The following is a 17609-nucleotide window of genomic DNA, read 5'->3' on the forward strand; positions in this document are numbered from 1 at the left end:
CTCTAACTAGTTTCATAGAAAAGAGTAAATGTGCGAGATTTCTATCAGGATGAGCAGAAGTCATCCATATTAAGCACATAATAGATAGAAAAAGGAGGAGGAAAATATAGTATGAAAACGTCATTCACAAACATTTTCGGTGTGGAAAAGCCAGTATTAGGGATGGTTCATTTAGGTCCGCTGCCTGGATCACCCCTATATGAAGGGAATATCGATCAAGTATTAGAAGCTGCCATCCGTGATGCGAAAAGTCTTGAAAAGGGCGGAGCCAGCTCGGTCATGGTAGAAAACTTTAATGACTACCCGTTTTACCCTGAAACAGAGGAACCTGAAACAGTGGCAGCGATGACATTGATTGCTCATGAAATTCGACGCGAAGTGAAGCTTCCAATGGGGATTAATATCCTGAGAAACTCTTGGAAATCAGCATTAGCAGTAGCTGGAACAGTAGGGGCTGATTTTATTAGACTTAACGTCCTGACAGATGCGTATGTGACCGATCAGGGGCTCATTAACGGTACGGCGCACCTGGTGGCAAGATATCGTAAATTTCTTGGTTTAGAGAAGAAAGTCAAGATTTTCGCAGATATTCAAACAAAACATGCAGCTCCTTTAGCGGCCCGTCCTATAGATGTCCTGGCCCGTGATACTGCTTATCGTGGAATGGCAGACGCGATCATTCTTGCAGGTGAGGAATCAGCTCAGCCTCCTTCAATTGAAAATTTAGAGGCGGTGAGGAATGCAGTCCCTGATGTGCCGATCATCATCGGCAGCGGAATGAAAGTTGAAACTGCAAATCTGCTCAAATTTGCGGATGGAGCTGTCTTTGGATATGGGGCAAAAATTGATGATATTATGACGAACCCGGTTGACGAAGACAAAACACGCCGCTTCTGCGAAGGGGTAGACAGAGAAAGAAACTCTCAATTGGTTTAGTTTTAATAGAAGCAGAGTATTGAAGGCATTGGGATCGCTCATGGCCCCTCATACATACGAAACCTTATTTTCATTAAGGGTTTAGTGCTGATGTTTGTCTCTCGGTATTCTTATAGAAAAGATAATAGGAGGAGTTAACATGATGGTGGAACGAGTAATTATTGACACGGATCCGGGAGTCGACGACCTTGCCGCAATCTATCTTGCGCTCGCGTCTCCGGAACTGCGTATCGAAGCTTTAACGACAGTACATGGAAATATCGAGGTGGAAACTGCGACGCATAATGCACTTTCATTACTTGAATTAGCAGGCAGAACAGATATCCCTGTTTATCGCGGAGCAAGCAAGCCGCTTATACGCAAACCGCACTTTGCCAAGCATATCCACGGCAATAATGGTTTTGGCGGAGTAGAGGTCCCAGACCCTTCTGTATCGGAGGCGGGGGAGTATGCGGCAATGGAGATTGTGAGGATTTGTAACGAAGCACCGAACGAAATCACTATTTTGGCGATAGGTCCACTGACGAACGTGGCGCTGGCTCTCTCTATAGACCCTGGTATCGCGCAGAAAGTGAAAAGAATTATTGTCATGGGCGGTGCAGTCCGTGTCCCCGGGAACTATTCACCGGTTGCGTCCTTCAATCTGGCAGCTGATCCTGAGGCTGCAAGGGCAGTGTACGATTCGGGTGCGCCAATCGTTCAGGTCGGTCTCGATGTATGTACGAAGGTGAGAATCTCACCAGAAAATCTAAAACGCATAAGGGATACGAATACCCGTCCAGGATCCTTCCTCTTAGAGGCAGCTGAATTCCGGCGTAAGGCTTACGTTGCCGTCCAGCAATCGTCAGAAACGGAGACCGGCGTTTTCTTTAATGACGTACCAGCCGTAGCCTATGCGCTTTGGCCCGAACTCTTTGAGGTACAGCCGGCCTATGTTTCCATTGAAACGTCAGGGGAACTTACAGCTGGTCAGACTGTCACTGAGTTTACAGGACAGTGGGGTCATTCAGAACCCAATACCTCTATCCTGATGGATGTTGACGGAGAGACCCTGGCAGGACGATTTGCTGAACGTATTTCTACTTTAGAAACACAATATGCCGAATCGCCTAAATAACGCATTAAAATATTTGAATTTTTAGATAATTAGACTTCGAAGGGGTGACATCATGTCAACTCTCATTAAAAACGTCACAATCATTACGATGGATGATGATGCAGGTATCATCCAGGGCAGTGTCCTGGTGGAAAACGGATTCATAAAAGAAGTGATCCCGCATAACCCCGGGAGTGAACCGCCAATTCGAGCGAATGAAACAATCGATGGATCCGAAATGATCGTCATGCCTGGTATGACAAATGCTCATTATCATTCCTATTCAAATCTGTTAAAAGGGACAACCAGCCATTTTCCATTGGAGATATGGTCCCTTTATACAACAGCATATGGATATTCACTTGATGACGAAGATATCTACAATGCAGTACTTTTAGGTGTAATCGATATGATTAAAAGCGGTGTGACCAGTTGTATTGACCATTTTCCGCATATCAGAAGATCAGAAGCCGCACTTAAAGCATATGAGGCATCATCGATTAGAGTTGGATTTGCTCCCATGATGCATGATGTACCTGATCATCATTTCCTTCCAGTTGAGCTGTCGAGCGATAGGAAGCGAAAACTAGACGAAGCAGCACCGATATCAGTTGAAGAAATGAAAGCGTTTTATAACTCCCTTTTCAACAAGTGGCATGATAAAAATAATCGTATTCAAATTTTATTAGGACCGAATGCTCCGCAGCGATGTTCCGAGGAAATGCTGGCGTTATGTAGAGAATTAAGTGAACAAAGAGGGGCATATGTTCATACTCATCTTCTGGAAACAAAAATTCAAAAGGAAGTCGGAGATGCTGCATTTTCCGGTGGGATAGTTGGCAGACTGCGGGATCAACAATTGCTTTCAAGAAAGTTGTCAGCGGCTCATTCCATTTGGATTGAAGATGATGAGGCAGAGGTGTTAGCTGATCGCGGTGTTTCCCTTGTTCATAATCCAGTCAGTAATATGATGCTTGGCAGCGGGAGAGCGAACGTATCATCCTGTCTGCGAAAAGGAATGAATGTGGCCTTGGGGACGGATTCCTCCAATTGCGGAATCTCCCATAACCTTTTTGAAGCAATGAGGATAGCTGTTATGCACAGCCGGCAGGAACATTCTCAATTCCAAGAATGGCTGAAACCAATAGATGTGCTGAAAATGGCTACGATTGGCGGAGCACACTTATTGGGTGAAGAGAAAAAGCGGGGGAAAATTAAACAAGGTTATGAAGCGGATCTTGTTTTACTAACCAAACGTTCACCTGCTTTGGCGATGAACGAAGATCTTATCTCTCAGCTTGTGTATTACGAGAATGGGAGTTCGATAGAATCGGTCATGGTCAAGGGAGAATGGGTTCTCAGGAATCGCAGCATTGTTACATTCGATGAAGAAGCGATACTACAAGCAGTAAAAGAAAAACATGAGTCCCTAGTTGTAAAAAGCCAGGCAAGTATCCAATTGGCGAATGAATATGAGCCGTATTTCACCAATATGTATAAAAAGTTTCATCATCATCTTGGGGAGAAAAAAGCTGGCAGCAGATCGGATGCTGCTCATGAGCAAGGAATGCCTCAAGAAATTTAATCTTAGTAAAAGCCTATATTAAAAGGAGGATAAAAGATGAAAAGTATAGCAAAGGATTTTACGCTTATTTCCATATTGCTCATTCCCATTGGTGTTGCAGTCAATGTCGTTGCCGGTGAATTGGTTGAAATATTAAAGATTCCTCTCTTCTTAAATCAAATTGGCACGATGATTGTCGCGATGGTAGCCGGCCCCTGGGTCGGGGCAGTGACCGGAGGGGTCTCGAAACTGATATTTGGGATATTCAACCCTACTCAGCTTGCGTTTATGCCGGTTGCCATGGCTTCAGGGGTCGTTGTCGGTCTCATGGCAAAAAAGGGATTCACAAAAAATGCTTGGAAAGTTGCCTTTACAGGTTTCATCGTGGCCATCGTTGCCATATTAATCGCTACCCCGACAACGGTTATCGTGTTTGGAGGAGCTTCTGGAACTGGATCAGATACAGTCACTGCCGTTCTTTTAGCTTCAGGCAAAGAAATATGGACAGCTGTTTTAACACAGAAGATATTTGTTGAAAGTATTGATAAAATCCTTTCGATCATGGTTGCCTATATGATTGTTCGAAAGATGTCAGATCAATACCTTTCAAAACAGAAATACGGCCACTTGTATCTTAATACTTACAATCATAAAAACACTAAAATTGGAGCTTAAAAGCGTTGCATAAAGGCATGGGGTGAACATGTTGATAAACCTGCAGTCACTGCATCACTCACCCCATTATTTCGTACAAGAGGGCTTGAAAGCATTCATCCGATTCTTTCCATGAATCAGTGAAAAAATGTACCTTACTATGATAGGGGAGAAATACTTATGGAAAAACTAAGAAGCTTTATTCTAAGTCTTTATCCAACTACTAAATTCTTGTTTGCCGCCTTTTTGATGATGACCCCGTTACTGCTGCCAGGTTATATCTATTCCTATTTGGTTCCCGTGTTGTGTTTGATTATTGCGATGGCAGCTGGTAAAACAAAGCCGTACGTAGACTTCGTCTTAAAAGGATTAGTACCGATTGTTGTGATGATTTTTCTTTTGCAATCATTTTTCTATCCGGGAGAGACCATATTGTGGTCATGGAGCATCTTCTCCATTAAGCAAGAAGGAATTGAATTCAGTTTACAATTAACGTCCAAAATATTGGCGGTGGGATCAGCTATTGTTTTATTTTTTCAGATTACAAAAATCAATGATTTATCGCGGGCTTTAGAAATAGCAGGAGTTTCCCCAAAAGCTACCTATGTACTTTCATCCGCACTTACTATTATTCCGGAAATGAGACTGCATTTATTACGAATCATGGATGCACAAAGAACCCGCGGTGTAGAAACGGAAGGAAATCTTAGCATCCGGATTAAAGCATTTGTACCAGCATTAACCCCGCTGATTTTATCTTCATTTTCGAGCACAGATGAGAAAGCGATCACGTTGGAATCCAGAGCTTTCACAGCCCGTACCAAAAAGACAAGCTTGCACCATTTGGAAAAGACGAAGAGTGATCATGTAGTAAGAGCTATCTTATTGATTGTATTTGTTTCCATCTTGATCTGGAGGTTTTTCTTATGAGTGGAATAGAGATTAGAAATCTATCATACCAGTACCCTACTGGAAGTGAAAAGGTATTGCATGATCTGAATCTTACGATTGAAAGCGGGAAGTTCTATGCGTTCGCCGGCGTGAACGGCGGAGGGAAGACAACGCTCTGCAATGTGATCCGGGGGTTCATTCCACACTTTTTCAAGGGAGAAAGAACTGGAGAAGTGCTGATTGATGGGAAGGATGTTCAAGATTGGGATCCAAGTGATCTTGCTCAGAAAGTGGGGTTTGTGTTTCAAAATCCATTCACCCAGATCAGCGGCGTGAAGGAAACTGTTTTTGATGAGATTGCTTTCGGACTAGAGAATCTAGGGGTCGAAATCAGTGTGATTAAACAGAAAGTTCAAGACATTATTAAATTGCTGGGTATTGAGTATATCCAAGACAAAAACCCGAATGAGCTCTCTGGAGGCCAAAAACAACGGGTGGCTTTAGCCTCGATTATCGTAATGGAGCCGGATATTCTCATTTTTGATGAACCGACATCACAGCTGGATCCACAAGGTACGGAGGAAATATTCAGGGTAATCGATATTATGAAGAAAAAAGGAAAAACAATTATTTTAGTAGAGCACAAGATCGAATTGATTGCTGAATATGCAGACTATGTGATCGTTCTTCAGGATGGACAGATTAAGAAACAAGGAAGAACGGAAGAAGTGCTTTCTGAAGAGGATACACAGGACTATGGTTTAGGATTGACTCAGTATACGCTATTGGATTTACAAATGCGGAAACACAATATGCATACCGAAAGAATACCCATTACTGAGAGGGACTCCGTTCAAGTGATGAAACAATGGATGGAAGTACAAGGGGTGAAATTATGAGCTATTTAACTTTAAATGACGTTACCTATTGTTATCCCAATGGTTTTAAAGCGGTTGAGAATGTCAGCATGTCTTTCGAAAAGGGCGAATCAGTAGCCATTGTTGGACAAAATGGTGCCGGGAAAACAACAACAGTGAAAATGATGAATGGATTAACAAAGCCAACACAAGGTGATGTGATTATTGATGGTTTGAATACAAAAGATTATACAACAGCTCAGATATCTAAAAAAGTGGGGTATGTCTTTCAAAACCCTGATGATCAAATTTTTCACGAAAATGTAAAAAGTGAAATCAGGTTCGGGCCTAAAAACCTTGGATTTTCAGAGCAGAAAATTGAAGAAAACGTCATGAAGGCAGCAGAACTGACAGGCATTGTACCATTCTTGGATATCCATCCGTATAACTTGCCTTATTCCATGAAGAAATTTGTCACGATTGCCTCGGTCATTGCGATGGATACAGATACGATTATCCTGGATGAGCCGACTGCTGGTCAAGACTCTCTAGCCATTAAAAGACTGGGATACATTATTGATTCATTAGTTCAGGAAGGGAAAACGATCATTACCATTACACATGATATGGAATTTGTCGTAAATAACTTTGACCGTGTCATTGTGATGGCAAATAAGAGAGTCGTTCAGGATAGTCATAAGCAAGATGTTTTCTGGAACCATGGTGTCCTGGAAGAAGCGATGTTAAAACAGCCTCATATCAGCCGGTTATGTAATACATTAAATGTCAATGAAAAAGTATTAGATATAAATCAAATGATCGATGTGCTAAAAAAAACTTCAGGTAAGGTAAAGGTCACTCTATAAAAGGAAACTCTCTAATGACTAATGAATAGAGGAGAATCGAAATGAAAATTGGTATCATTCATGCAACTTGTAATGCTGTACCACCTTTAAATGCAGCCTTCAAACGACTGGCACCAGAAGTAACGGTCTTAAACTTTGTTGATGAGAATATCCAGTATCATGCGAACCAAATTAACGGAATCGATGACAAATTATTTCGGGATTTTGTCCATATGGCCAGTAAAGCACAGGAAGCGGGAGTGGATGCGATCATTGTAGCATGTACCGTCCTGACTCCTGTAGTGGATTCTGTGAAGCCATTTATATCAGTACCTATCTTTGCGGTGGATCGCCCGATGTTAGAAAAGGCAGTTACTACTTATTCGAAAATAGGCATCGTTGCAACGACTGCACCATCCGGACCAGCCACAAAAGCCCAATTAGAGAAGCTTGCCAAGGAATTGGGGAAAGAAGTTGAGGTAGATACAGAAGTCACTACGCAGGCTATGACAAAATTGAAGGCTGGCAATGAGGAAGAACATAATCAGCTTAATCGTCTTGCGGCAGCGGAATTGCAAAAAAGAGGATGCGAAGTCATCATTCTTGCACAGATTACACAAGCATGTGCAGAAGGTGAAACGAGTACATTGGGACTCCCGGTGTTAACAAGTCCGAAAGAAGCGGTAAAAGTGGTAATCAGTGCATTAGAACGGGATAAAGTAAACGCTTAGTTACGTAAATACAGCAAGTGCTTCTTCGATATTCAGCCCTTGAAATAATTTCAAAGAAAAAGGAGAGATTTCAATGAAAGTAAGTTTTATTGGATTAGGCGTAATGGGCACGGGTATGGCATTAAATCTTGCAAAAGGCGAAAAAGAAGGTGAGTATGAGTATCTCGTGTGTGATGCAAATCCAACTGCATTAGAGCAATTCAATACACAAGGGATTAACACCACAAACAATATTCTGGATACAGCAGATAGTGATTATATCTTTCTCTGCCTGCCGGACTTAGAGATTGTAAAAAAGGTTATAGTCGGAGAAAACGGTTTACTTAAACATATGGAGCCAGGACAGAAAATTGTTGATTTTAGCACAATAAGTTATTTAGGTGCAGTTGAAATCGCAGAAACCTGCAAAGAGAATGGAATTGACTATATGGATTGCCCTATTTCCGGTCACCCGAGAACAACGCTCGAAGGAACACTTACAATTATGTGCGGCGGGAATGAAGAACTATTTAATACAATAAAACCTATGCTTAACCGGATGGGGAAACAAATACTCTATATGGGTGAAAACGGGGCTGGACAACTGACGAAGATGATTAATAACTGTGTATTGAATATTTGTTGTGCAAGCTTCAGTGAACTATTACCAGTCGGCGTGAAACTTGGGTTGGATCCGGAAAAACTCGGTGACGTATTAATGACGGCTACTGGATCGAGTTTTGCTTCAAAAACATTGATTCCTAAGGTGTTAGAAGGGGATTTTGAGCATAGTTTTTCACTTGAAAGAGCTTATAAAGACATGGAGAGTATGAATGAAGTGTTAATGAAATACCACATTCCGCTACCAACCTTGAGTGGAACGATGCAAACGTATCAACTTGCCTTACAAAACGGACAAGGTGATTTCTACAAACATGCCATGATTTGTTATTTTGAAGATGTATTGGGTGTGAAGGTACGTAAAAAGAACTATCAAGAAGCAGAAGCTGAATTGGTGAATTAGTACATAAAACATAGGATGGGGGTGAATTTATTGCGCTTTGGTGTGATTGCAGATGATTTTACCGGTGCCAGTGACATCGCTTCTTTCTTCGTGAAAGGCGGACTTAGTACTGTTTTATACACGGGAGTACCTGAAATGGATGAAATTCCAAAGGCAGAGGTATGTGTAATCGCCTTAAAAACACGTACACAAAATCTAAAAGACGCTGTCAACGATTCACTCGACGCGATTGTCTGGTTAAAAGGGCAAGGGGCACAACAGTTCTATATAAAATATTGCTCCACATTTGATTCTACACCTGAGGGGAATATCGGCCCCATTTGTGATGCTGTATTAGAAGAGCTGGACGTTCCTTATACAATTCTTTGCCCTGCACTTCCGGTAAATGGACGTATTGTTAAAAATGGATGTTTATATGTAAATGGAGTTCCATTGCATAAGAGTCCAATGAAGGATCATCCGCTTACACCCATGTGGGATTGTGATCTGGTCCGTCTAATGGACGCACAAAGCAAATTTCCCAGTGTGAAAATGCCGGACGCTTTAGACAAGGAAGAAGTAAATGAACGGATTACAGGAATAGCAGCACAAAATAAGCATTCGCCTTTTTATATCATTCCAGATTACGAGAAAGAAGAAGACGCGGAACAGCTGGTAGAGTTATATGGAGAACTCAAACTTATTACAGGTGGAAGTGGCCTTGCCTATTCATTGGCGAAAATGGATAAGGAACATGCGGAAGCGGATGGATTTGAACGATCTCATTCACCTTCGTTACTATTAGCAGGAAGCTGCAGTGAAGCGACTCGTAACCAGATTACAGAATATCAAAGATCAGGTGGTAAAGCCTACTTCATGGATCCTCTTAAATTGATTTCAGGTGAAGAATCTGTCGAGAAGATTTGGGATGTGATCTCTCAAAACAAAGAAGAATCAATCCTGGTATACAGCAGTGACACACCTGAGAAGGTACGGGATATTCAGCAACAAGGGAAAGAAGAAGTTGCAGGAAGATTAGAAAAAGCAACGGCGGATTTAGCAGAACTTGCTGTTCAAGCCGGGTTTCACAGAATCATTGTTGCAGGCGGAGAAACGAGTGGAGCGGTGGCAAAAAGGCTTGGATACAAGGGATATCATATTGGAGATAGTATTTCACCAGGAGTACCTGTCATGATACCAATAGAAGATAAGCGTATCCGAATGGTGTTTAAAAGTGGAAACTTTGGACAATCTGATTTCTTCCTTCAAGCCTTATCTTTAACATAAGAGAGAAGTGGAAAATATGGAGCAAACATTAGATCAAAAGATTAAAGATGCTATTTGGGCTGCCAAAAGCCTCTTTCAACGCGGTAAAGCAACCGGGAGTGTCGCGAACCTGAGTTTTCTGCATGAAGGCAAAATATATGTGACTGCTACTGGTACATGCTTTGGAAATCTGAAACCGGATGAGTTTGCTGTACTGGACATGGATGGCGTCCAATATGATGAAACAAAACCAAGCAAAGAATGGCCGTTGCATTTATCGGTATACAAAGCACAACCGGATACGGGTGCAGTTCTTCATGTGCACAGCACGTATAGTGTGCTCTGGAGTTGTCTGCCTGGCCTTAATGAATCAGATTGTATGCCGGATCATACTCCATACCTAAAAATGAAACTGGGAACAGTCGGCTTAATTCCTTATGAAAAACCCGGCAGTACAGAACTGTTTCACGTTTTTAAAAAACGCGTACATGCAAGTGATGGATGGCTGTTGAGCCATCACGGTCCGGTAGTGCCGGGAAAAAGTATCATGGAAGCATTTTTTGCATTAGAAGAATTAGAGGAAAGTGCGCACATTGCTTGGGAGCTTAGAAAACTTAATACAGAGTGACTAAGTACTTTTGTCACACTTTAGAAGAAGGTGAAGACAATGTGGCATATTAAGGTATGTTAGCTGTTTTGCTGGTTTACTGATAGGCTTTTTATTTGGATTGACTGAACTTCCGATTCCAGCACCACCAACTTTATCTGGTGTGGGATGATCTTGGTATTTATTTTGGATATAAAGCCTATTTATCTATCATACCTGTAATAACAAAGTTATAATACTATTCTGATATTTCCATTATCCGGAGATATCCCTAGCCTAGGAATGATTGGTGCCGCAATCGCTGCAGCAAACTCCTCGGGGCGGGTGCTGAGAAGCGAAACATCAAAACTGTTAGTAAGAAAACCTGTCTCTACTAGAATGTCCGGGATCGGTGTTACCCCCACACCTAGTGCTGAGTTACCTTCTGACACCACAAAAAAGGGTGTAGAAGTAATCAAGCTATCAGCATCTAGAGGGGTAAGATATTGATAAAGTCGATAAAGGGGTAATAGAGGCATGTATCAGTCCCTTCAAAAAAGTTCTTCACCATCATAAGTTGTTGTCAAGTCCATGCTCCACTGGCACGATTGTTAAGAAATTATAGCCTAATTCCACAGTAATAGTGTGTTCTACATTTAACCAGAGATTAGCCCTTGGTACATAAATCAATGAATTTTAAGTATCTTCAAAGGAGAAATAAGAAGAGAACACCCCAGTGGAGGTGTTCTCTTCTTATTTATTTACTATCCGGTTATACGTCTTAACAGTCAAAATATAATAAAGAAGATAAATACCAATGAAGGCAAGCATAGCAATCAGCATTGGAACGAACATGTTAGCGCCTATCAAGTTTGACATAAAGTTGCTTGTAAAATGTAAAATAGCGGAACCGTGTATTACGCCAACTAATAATGGTAAGCCGAAGATGAAAAGCGTTTGCTTTTTAATGGACTTTGAGACTTCTTTCCTGCTGACACCCACCTTCCTTAATATATCGTATTGAGGTTTTACTTCATTAGCTTCTGTCAGCTGTTTGAAATAAATGATGCTTCCTGTTGCGGCCAGGAAAACCAGTCCTAAGAATCCCATAATAAAGAGGTTGAGGGCGTTACCTTCTTTACCTTCTTTATATTCAAGATAATAGGTTGAGGATGCCTGAAAATCTTCTCCAAACAAGCTGTTTAATTCCTTTGACGTTTCAACAGTTGCTTTTTCATCAGCCACTTCATACGCTTTATAGACCAGTGGAGCAGATTCGCTGGCGATTTCTTGAAACTTATCGTTGCTTACTACTACGAAAAAATCAGGGTAGTCAAAGGGAAGGACATTGCCTTCAACCATATCAATCATTTTCAGCTTTTCGCCAATGGCAGGCTGCTCCAGATTAATCGTTTCACCCTGAAAATCATCATCCGTGAACTTTGTCAGACGCGGTTTAATCACAGCTGCCTCATTGCCACGAAGTGAAACCGTATATTCACGGTCCAGTGCTGATGAAACTGAATTAAACGATTCTTCTGAAATGATTTTAATCGGATCAGTGAGGTAATCCAGGGAAAAGGAGAGGTCTCCTTTCGCTGTCACCATAGGTATGGTGAGCTGGGCCTTCACTGGATGTTGCCGATCATCCTTGATGATTTTTTCAATCTTTGTATCAAATGTTTCTCCTTTTGATAAATGCGAATAACTGAATGGAACATCTTCTTCTGATTGTCGGGCATTTCCGTAGTATCCGCCGTATGTCGCCCCGAAGAAGCTGATGGTTGCAGCACTTAAGATAGCAATGAGTGTGAATGTGCGTGCATTTCCTCTTAGGCGGAAGATCAATTGAGCTGTTTCTATTAGATTTGTCCCTTTATAATAATAGCCTTTCTTTTTTTGTGTCAGTTTTAACAATGAGACGGTGACGGACCTGAAGAATAGGTGCGTCCCTATGATAAGGATGATTAAAGCCGTACCGTAATTTAATTGGATATATTCGATGGTCATTTCTTCGGGAAACGGTCTCAAAATCAGCCAATAACTGATGGCAAGCAAGATTACTCCGATAATACTTGAGATTAGGGAGGCTTTTGGTTGCTGCTCTCCTTTTTTTGCTGCATTAAATAATTCTATTAATTTGAATCGATAGATCAAGCGGTACCCTTGGATAGAAGTGAACAGGATGATCACCATGAATACAAGCGCCGTTTGTGCGATGGCTTCTAGTGAAAATCCGAAATCGATCTCAGATGTGGAGCCCATGAGATGGATCAAGATCATCGAGAATAATTTTGATAAAATAGTTCCGAAAAGGATCCCTACGGCCAATGAAAGAACTCCCATAATAAGATTCTCATAAAACAACATTCTGCCAATGGTCTTCTTTTTTAACCCCAACATCGAATAGAGTCCGACTTCTCTCTTCCGATTTCTCATAAAGAATGAGTTGGAGTAGATAATGAAGACAGCTGCAAAAATGATTAAAACGAAAGAGGCAGCCATGAACATAAAGTTCATCGTGTCAGAGAGAAGAATATTTTCCTGTATTTTCTCACTATATTGAAGCGAAACGAAGGTAAAGTAAATGACCATACTGAAAACAAGTGAAATAAAGTAAACGAGGTAACTGCTGAAATTTCCTCTTATATTCTTTTTGGCAAGACTAAATAGAGTCATGTATTCCACCTCCAATGGCAGACAATACATCCATTATTTTATTGAAGAATTCTTTCCGTGAACCTTTTCCTTTCACCAGTTCTGTGAAAAGCCTGCCGTCCTTGATAAATAGAACACGCTGACAGTAACTTGCTGCAAAGGCATCATGCGTAACCATTAAGATGGTGGCTGCATCCTGTTCACTCAATTCTTTTAAGCTTTCCAATAAATCGGTTGCCGACTTAGAATCCAAAGCTCCTGTAGGCTCATCCGCCAATACAAGACTTGGATTGGCAACGATTGCACGAGCGGCTGCTGTACGCTGTTTTTGACCGCCTGAAATCTGGTAGGGGTATTTTTCTAATATGGACTGAATCCCGAATTTTCCTGTTACTTGATGGACTTTGGCTTCAAGCTCTTTTACATTCATTTTTGCCAAGGCCAGTGGCAGCAGGATATTTTCCTTCACCGTAAGTGTGTCTAACAGGTTGTAATCCTGGAAGATAAACCCCAGCTTATCCCGTCGAAATGAAGAAACTTCATCTTCCTTCATATGAAGAATGCTTTCTCCATCAATGAATAGATCGCCGGAAGTTGGCTGATCGATCGTTGCCAGGATATTTAACAGTGTGGACTTCCCGGCTCCGGAGGGCCCCATAATGCCGACGAATTCACCCTTTGATACCTCAAGATCGATTTCTTCTAGTGCTGTGAACAAATTTCCCTTGGCACCATGTATCTTTTTTAATTGGTTTGCTTTTAAGATTGAACTCATTTAGTTATCCTCCATATGAAGCATTATTGTATCTTACAGTTTCATTGTAAAAGATATCAATAGACTTCTACCTTACAGATCAGGTTTCCAACCTTACATTTTTGTCAGGATAATGCATTCCGCCGTCATTTTCTATAGTATAAGTAAGAGAATAAGCAATTATCAATTTTAAATCGGACATTTTGGAGGATACCGTTTTGAAAATCATGATCGTAGAAGATGAAGAAATAATTAGGGATATGCTGGAAGAAACAATCTTGAAATGGGGATTTGATGTAATCAAAACGGAGGAATTCAATGATGTATTTGGGCAGTTTACCAACGAAAATCCACAATTAATATTATTGGACATTAATTTACCGGCATTTGATGGTTTTTATTGGTGTAATAAAATCAGGGATGTTTCCAGTGTTCCTATTATATTCATCTCTTCCCGAAACACCCCCATGGACATGATCATGGCCATGAACATGGGGGGAGATGATTACATCCAAAAGCCTTTTGACACAGATGTGTTGATGGCAAAGGTCAATGCTCTCCTGCGCCGTTCTTATTCCTATATAAATGCAGATGCCAACATATTGGAGCATGAAGGAGTCGTTTTGAATCTGAAGGATTGGCAGTTGTCTTATGAGGGGAGTGCCAGCGAATTGACTAAAACGGAATTCACCATTCTCAAGATCCTCTTGCAAAATAAAGGGGCGGTCGTCAATAGGACGAAACTAATGAGGGCTCTTTGGAAGGATGAAAGCTTTGTTGATGACAATACATTGACCGTCAATATCACCCGATTGAGAAAAAAGCTTGCCGATTTAGGCAAAGAACAATTCATCACAACTAAGAAAGGTGAGGGGTACATCATCCAATGAGTTTACCAGATTATATTAAAGACAAACGCTACTTCTTAACTTTTTACCTGTGTATGATGGTATTCATTTCACTTGTGGTTTTCTTTGGCATTGAGCAAGAAAAAGGTTTGTCATTAATGCTGTACATCAACATCAGCTGTTTCTTTCTTCTGGTTCTTTACATCTCTGCAGGTTTCTTATACAGAAAAAAGTTTTACAGTGAATTCAAGTATCTGGTTGAAAGTAATCAAGAAGAAGTGCTTGCCGTTTTACCAGATGCTCAAAAACTAGAGCAAAGCCTTTTTTTGAATTTATTTCAAAAAATGCTGGGAAATTATCAAAATCAACTTCAACTTCTTCATCAAGAAAAGAAGGAGCAGCAAGAATTTATCCTATCATGGATTCATGAAGTGAAGCTTCCGATTGCAGCCAGCCGGCTGCTTATCGAAAATAGCGAAAACAGATCAGTGGAGTATATGACAGATAAATTCGAAGATGAACTGAATAAGATTGATGATTACGTCGAGCAGGCCCTTTTTTATTCTCGTATTGATTCATTCTCGAAGGATTATTTTATAGGAGAAGTACATGCGAATAAAATTATGATAACTAGCATAAAAAAATATGCCAAGATTTTTATTAATAAAGGTATTCGCTTACACATGACTGATGTAGAGATGAACGTTCAAAGTGATAGTAAATGGCTTGGATTTGTCATTGATCAAATCATAGCGAATTCATTGAAATACACCGATGTAAAAGGAGAGGTTTCAATCCGTTTCGAGGAAGATTCCAAGGAAAAAAGAATTCTTATAGAAGATAACGGAATTGGAATCGAAGAGGGAGATATCCGTCGTGTATTTGAAAAAGGATTTACTGGGGAAACGGGCAGGAATTATTCCAAGTCCACTGGAATGGGACTTTACCTTGCTAAGAGGTTAGCAACTAAATTAGGTCATGACCTATCAATCGAATCAAAGAAAGACATATTCACAAGGACGACCATTCACTTCCCGAAGATTAGGAGTTACTTATCATTCTAAAATAGGAAACTAATGATAGTGTGAGTTCATTTTTCTGAAATTCGTTTCTTAGTAAGGAAAATCTTGTTGGTGGGGTATTTCTACCTTCAATTAAAGACGGCGTTGATCTAAGAAGGATTAACGTGCAGATTAGTGGAAGAAGGTACTTAAACTAATGAGCAGGTTTGTCCAATAAGAAATCATAAAAGGAAGAGCATTAACTACAAAATAAGAAGATTTGACGTATGAATGTCTAATGAGAAAGTAATGCGAAAAATTGAGATGAAGCACATTAGTAATCAATAAAAATATAAGGAGGAATAGTTATGTGGGTAATATTTGGGGTTATTGCAATAGTAGCAACTATCATAAATCTTTATATGTATACAGCAGGAAAGGATTATAAGCTTGCTATGGCGATGGGACTATCATTTACAGCATTAACACTTTGTGCAGATTACAGTTATGTATCCCGGTGGGTAAAAGTGGAAGATTGGGCGGCTTTATCGGATGTAGTTCCTGGTATGGCAAGGGCATTATGGTTTTTGACAATTGTTTCTATCTTACTAAATATAGCCCCTATACTTTTAGAACGAAAAGGTAAGAGATAATTACTTATTGTTACATTATTAATATAATATGCAATTGATGTGTAAGTCTTTATGTATGACTAAAAGGGCGATAAGGCTCTCTATACCAAAAGTATAATGGAACCGTCCCCAGTCAGGCATTTAGGCATCAGCTATTTCCAGAAATCAGGCTTCATCAATGGTCTTACAGAAAGCTGGATTACAAAAAGAAGGAGTATTAAGGCAGAATAGGCTACTACACGAAAAGTATGAAGATGTTGATGTATATGGTCTTTTACGAGAAGAATACTAAAATTTTTTCTTATATATGGGTAACTGGGGAAGAAAGTAATACTCTCAATATGGAATCGATTAAGGAGAGAATTTAATGATTACAAGTAAGATGGCGAAGTTACATTTAGTCCAGTTTGACAAAAAAGACATCCCGGGTTTAATTGAACTGTCTGAATCAGTTGGGTGGGATTATGATGAACACGAGATTTGGACTGTTATGTCATCTGGTAAAGTATTTGGCCATAAAAATATTGAGGGTAAGATTGTTTCAAGCGCAGCCATTATCCCTTATGAAACGAATCTAGCCTCTATTGGTATGGTCATAGTCAACAAAGAATATAGAGGAATGGGATTAGGAAAAGAAGTGACACAACAATGTGTGAATTCTCTTTCAAGTGACTTTTCAATTATGCTAATTTCAACTGAAAATGGAAAGCCTCTCTATGAAAAAATGGGATTTCAAATCGTTGCCCATGTGCACAAGTACATATGTGATACCTATTCAACTTCTAATCCAGCCAATAGAAAAGTTATCATTGAACAATTTAATGAGAGCGACTTATATAAAATAATTGAGTTAGATGAAGAGGCTTATGGAGATAAAAGAAGCAGCTTTCTTAAACATAGAATTAATCAATCCAAGGATTGTGTAATGGTGAAAGATACCATAGGGAACATTATAGGTTTTGGATTATCTATATTAGGCCCTATCAATCTAATAATAGGTCCCATTATAGCACCGGATGCTCAGGTAGCATCTATGATTCTAGAAAAGCTGGCTATTGGACATCAAGGCAAATTAAGGATCGATATACCATCAGGTAATGGAGTGTTTATGGAAGCCGTAGAGAAATGCGGGTTTGTAAACGTGAGTAATCCACCCATTATGATGTTTAATTCCACTAAGATGCCACAGAGAAATGGTGAATTATTTGGAATTGCTGCTCAGGTGTTTGGTTAAGAGACTTCGATATTTATAATTTCTCCGATCTGAATGTCGGTAGCTTCTTGATTCGATTATCGTTGCAGTTTAGG

18 protein-coding genes are annotated in these 17609 nt (G+C 40.3%); 16 read left to right on the plus strand and 2 right to left on the minus strand.

What is annotated here, in order from left to right:
• Nucleotides 1–111: 111 nt before the first annotated feature.
• The 12 genes from RSX31_RS09085 to RSX31_RS09140 all read left to right on the plus strand — a co-directional run bounded on the left by RSX31_RS09085 (nt 112) and on the right by RSX31_RS09140 (nt 10601).
• Entirely contained in the window at nt 112–936 is an 825-nt protein-coding gene (locus RSX31_RS09085; RefSeq protein WP_315634340.1) for a BtpA/SgcQ family protein, read from the plus strand.
• A 142-nt stretch (nt 937–1078) separates the two neighbouring features.
• A complete protein-coding gene (locus RSX31_RS09090; RefSeq protein WP_315634516.1) occupies nt 1079–2053 on the plus strand; it encodes a nucleoside hydrolase in 975 nt (324 codons plus the stop codon).
• A 52-nt stretch (nt 2054–2105) separates the two neighbouring features.
• The gene (locus RSX31_RS09095) at nt 2106–3617 is read left to right on the plus strand and encodes an amidohydrolase family protein (protein WP_315634341.1); all 1512 of its coding nucleotides are present in this window, start codon (nt 2106–2108) and stop codon (nt 3615–3617) included.
• A gap of 36 nt (nt 3618–3653) precedes the next feature.
• Nucleotides 3654–4271 carry an ECF transporter S component gene (locus tag RSX31_RS09100; RefSeq protein ID WP_282139165.1) on the plus strand — a complete coding sequence of 206 codons (618 nt, stop codon included), beginning with the start codon at nt 3654–3656 and terminating at the stop codon, nt 4269–4271.
• A gap of 159 nt (nt 4272–4430) precedes the next feature.
• Nucleotides 4431–5180: an energy-coupling factor transporter transmembrane component T family protein gene (locus RSX31_RS09105; RefSeq protein ID WP_315634342.1), complete on the plus strand. Its 750-nt coding sequence runs from the start codon at nt 4431–4433 to the stop codon at nt 5178–5180.
• Nucleotides 5177–6040, plus strand: coding sequence for an energy-coupling factor ABC transporter ATP-binding protein (locus RSX31_RS09110; RefSeq protein ID WP_315634343.1), 864 nt, complete (start codon nt 5177–5179; stop codon nt 6038–6040). The genes RSX31_RS09105 and RSX31_RS09110 overlap by 4 nt, the downstream gene beginning before the upstream one ends.
• Nucleotides 6037–6864, plus strand: a complete 828-nt coding sequence (locus tag RSX31_RS09115; protein ID WP_315634344.1) for an energy-coupling factor ABC transporter ATP-binding protein — start codon at nt 6037–6039, stop codon at nt 6862–6864. Before RSX31_RS09110 ends, RSX31_RS09115 begins: the two co-directional genes overlap by 4 nt.
• A 41-nt stretch (nt 6865–6905) precedes the next feature.
• Nucleotides 6906–7574: an aspartate/glutamate racemase family protein gene (locus tag RSX31_RS09120; protein WP_315634345.1), complete on the plus strand. Its 669-nt coding sequence runs from the start codon at nt 6906–6908 to the stop codon at nt 7572–7574.
• Nucleotides 7575–7647: 73 nt separating this feature from the next.
• Nucleotides 7648–8577 carry an NAD(P)-dependent oxidoreductase gene (locus RSX31_RS09125; protein WP_315634346.1) on the plus strand — a complete coding sequence of 310 codons (930 nt, stop codon included), beginning with the start codon at nt 7648–7650 and terminating at the stop codon, nt 8575–8577.
• Between the two features lie 30 nt (nt 8578–8607).
• Nucleotides 8608–9843 (plus strand): 3-oxo-tetronate kinase, encoded by a 1236-nt coding sequence (otnK, locus tag RSX31_RS09130; RefSeq protein ID WP_315634347.1) that lies wholly within the window; start codon nt 8608–8610, stop codon nt 9841–9843.
• A gap of 16 nt (nt 9844–9859) precedes the next feature.
• Nucleotides 9860–10450, plus strand: a complete 591-nt coding sequence (locus RSX31_RS09135) for a class II aldolase/adducin family protein (protein WP_282139158.1) — start codon at nt 9860–9862, stop codon at nt 10448–10450.
• An 82-nt stretch (nt 10451–10532) separates the two neighbouring features.
• A complete protein-coding gene (locus tag RSX31_RS09140; RefSeq protein WP_315634517.1) occupies nt 10533–10601 on the plus strand; it encodes a hypothetical protein in 69 nt (22 codons plus the stop codon).
• A gap of 560 nt (nt 10602–11161) precedes the next feature.
• Here RSX31_RS09140 and RSX31_RS09145 read toward each other — a convergent pair.
• Nucleotides 11162–13087, minus strand: a complete 1926-nt coding sequence (locus RSX31_RS09145) for an ABC transporter permease (RefSeq protein WP_315634348.1) — start codon at nt 13085–13087, stop codon at nt 11162–11164.
• Nucleotides 13074–13841 (minus strand): ABC transporter ATP-binding protein, encoded by a 768-nt coding sequence (locus RSX31_RS09150; protein WP_315634349.1) that lies wholly within the window; start codon nt 13839–13841, stop codon nt 13074–13076. Before RSX31_RS09150 ends, RSX31_RS09145 begins: the two co-directional genes overlap by 14 nt.
• A gap of 197 nt (nt 13842–14038) precedes the next feature.
• On the opposite strand from RSX31_RS09150, the gene RSX31_RS09155 reads away from it, so the two are divergent.
• The 4 genes from RSX31_RS09155 to RSX31_RS09170 all read left to right on the plus strand — a co-directional run bounded on the left by RSX31_RS09155 (nt 14039) and on the right by RSX31_RS09170 (nt 17535).
• Nucleotides 14039–14710, plus strand: coding sequence for a response regulator transcription factor (locus RSX31_RS09155; RefSeq protein ID WP_315634350.1), 672 nt, complete (start codon nt 14039–14041; stop codon nt 14708–14710).
• Entirely contained in the window at nt 14707–15732 is a 1026-nt protein-coding gene (locus RSX31_RS09160; RefSeq protein WP_315634351.1) for a sensor histidine kinase, read from the plus strand. Before RSX31_RS09155 ends, RSX31_RS09160 begins: the two co-directional genes overlap by 4 nt.
• Nucleotides 15733–16037: 305 nt before the next feature.
• Complete coding sequence (locus RSX31_RS09165) at nt 16038–16322, plus strand: hypothetical protein (RefSeq protein WP_315634352.1); 285 nt, start codon at nt 16038–16040, stop codon at nt 16320–16322.
• A gap of 346 nt (nt 16323–16668) precedes the next feature.
• Nucleotides 16669–17535 (plus strand): GNAT family N-acetyltransferase, encoded by an 867-nt coding sequence (locus RSX31_RS09170; protein ID WP_315634353.1) that lies wholly within the window; start codon nt 16669–16671, stop codon nt 17533–17535.
• Nucleotides 17536–17609: the final 74 nt, after the last annotated feature.

The organism is Rossellomorea yichunensis (genome assembly GCF_032337515.1).
Taxonomy (GTDB): Bacteria; Bacillota; Bacilli; order Bacillales; family Bacillaceae_B; genus Rossellomorea; species Rossellomorea yichunensis.

Bases quoted from the DNA above. Each gene is read 5' to 3' on its own strand.
- RSX31_RS09085 (WP_315634340.1), top strand. From the start codon at position 112: ATGAAAACGTCATTCACAAACATTTTCGGTGTGGAAAAGCCAGTATTA.
- RSX31_RS09090 (WP_315634516.1), top strand. From the start codon at position 1,079: ATGGTGGAACGAGTAATTATTGACACGGATCCGGGAGTCGACGACCTT.
- RSX31_RS09095 (WP_315634341.1), top strand. From the start codon at position 2,106: ATGTCAACTCTCATTAAAAACGTCACAATCATTACGATGGATGATGAT.
- RSX31_RS09100 (WP_282139165.1), top strand. From the start codon at position 3,654: ATGAAAAGTATAGCAAAGGATTTTACGCTTATTTCCATATTGCTCATT.
- RSX31_RS09105 (WP_315634342.1), top strand. From the start codon at position 4,431: ATGGAAAAACTAAGAAGCTTTATTCTAAGTCTTTATCCAACTACTAAA.
- RSX31_RS09110 (WP_315634343.1), top strand. From the start codon at position 5,177: ATGAGTGGAATAGAGATTAGAAATCTATCATACCAGTACCCTACTGGA.
- RSX31_RS09115 (WP_315634344.1), top strand. From the start codon at position 6,037: ATGAGCTATTTAACTTTAAATGACGTTACCTATTGTTATCCCAATGGT.
- RSX31_RS09120 (WP_315634345.1), top strand. From the start codon at position 6,906: ATGAAAATTGGTATCATTCATGCAACTTGTAATGCTGTACCACCTTTA.
- RSX31_RS09125 (WP_315634346.1), top strand. From the start codon at position 7,648: ATGAAAGTAAGTTTTATTGGATTAGGCGTAATGGGCACGGGTATGGCA.
- RSX31_RS09135 (WP_282139158.1), top strand. From the start codon at position 9,860: ATGGAGCAAACATTAGATCAAAAGATTAAAGATGCTATTTGGGCTGCC.
- RSX31_RS09145 (WP_315634348.1), bottom strand. From the start codon at position 13,087: ATGACTCTATTTAGTCTTGCCAAAAAGAATATAAGAGGAAATTTCAGC.
- RSX31_RS09150 (WP_315634349.1), bottom strand. From the start codon at position 13,841: ATGAGTTCAATCTTAAAAGCAAACCAATTAAAAAAGATACATGGTGCC.
- RSX31_RS09160 (WP_315634351.1), top strand. From the start codon at position 14,707: ATGAGTTTACCAGATTATATTAAAGACAAACGCTACTTCTTAACTTTT.
- RSX31_RS09165 (WP_315634352.1), top strand. From the start codon at position 16,038: ATGTGGGTAATATTTGGGGTTATTGCAATAGTAGCAACTATCATAAAT.
- RSX31_RS09170 (WP_315634353.1), top strand. From the start codon at position 16,669: ATGATTACAAGTAAGATGGCGAAGTTACATTTAGTCCAGTTTGACAAA.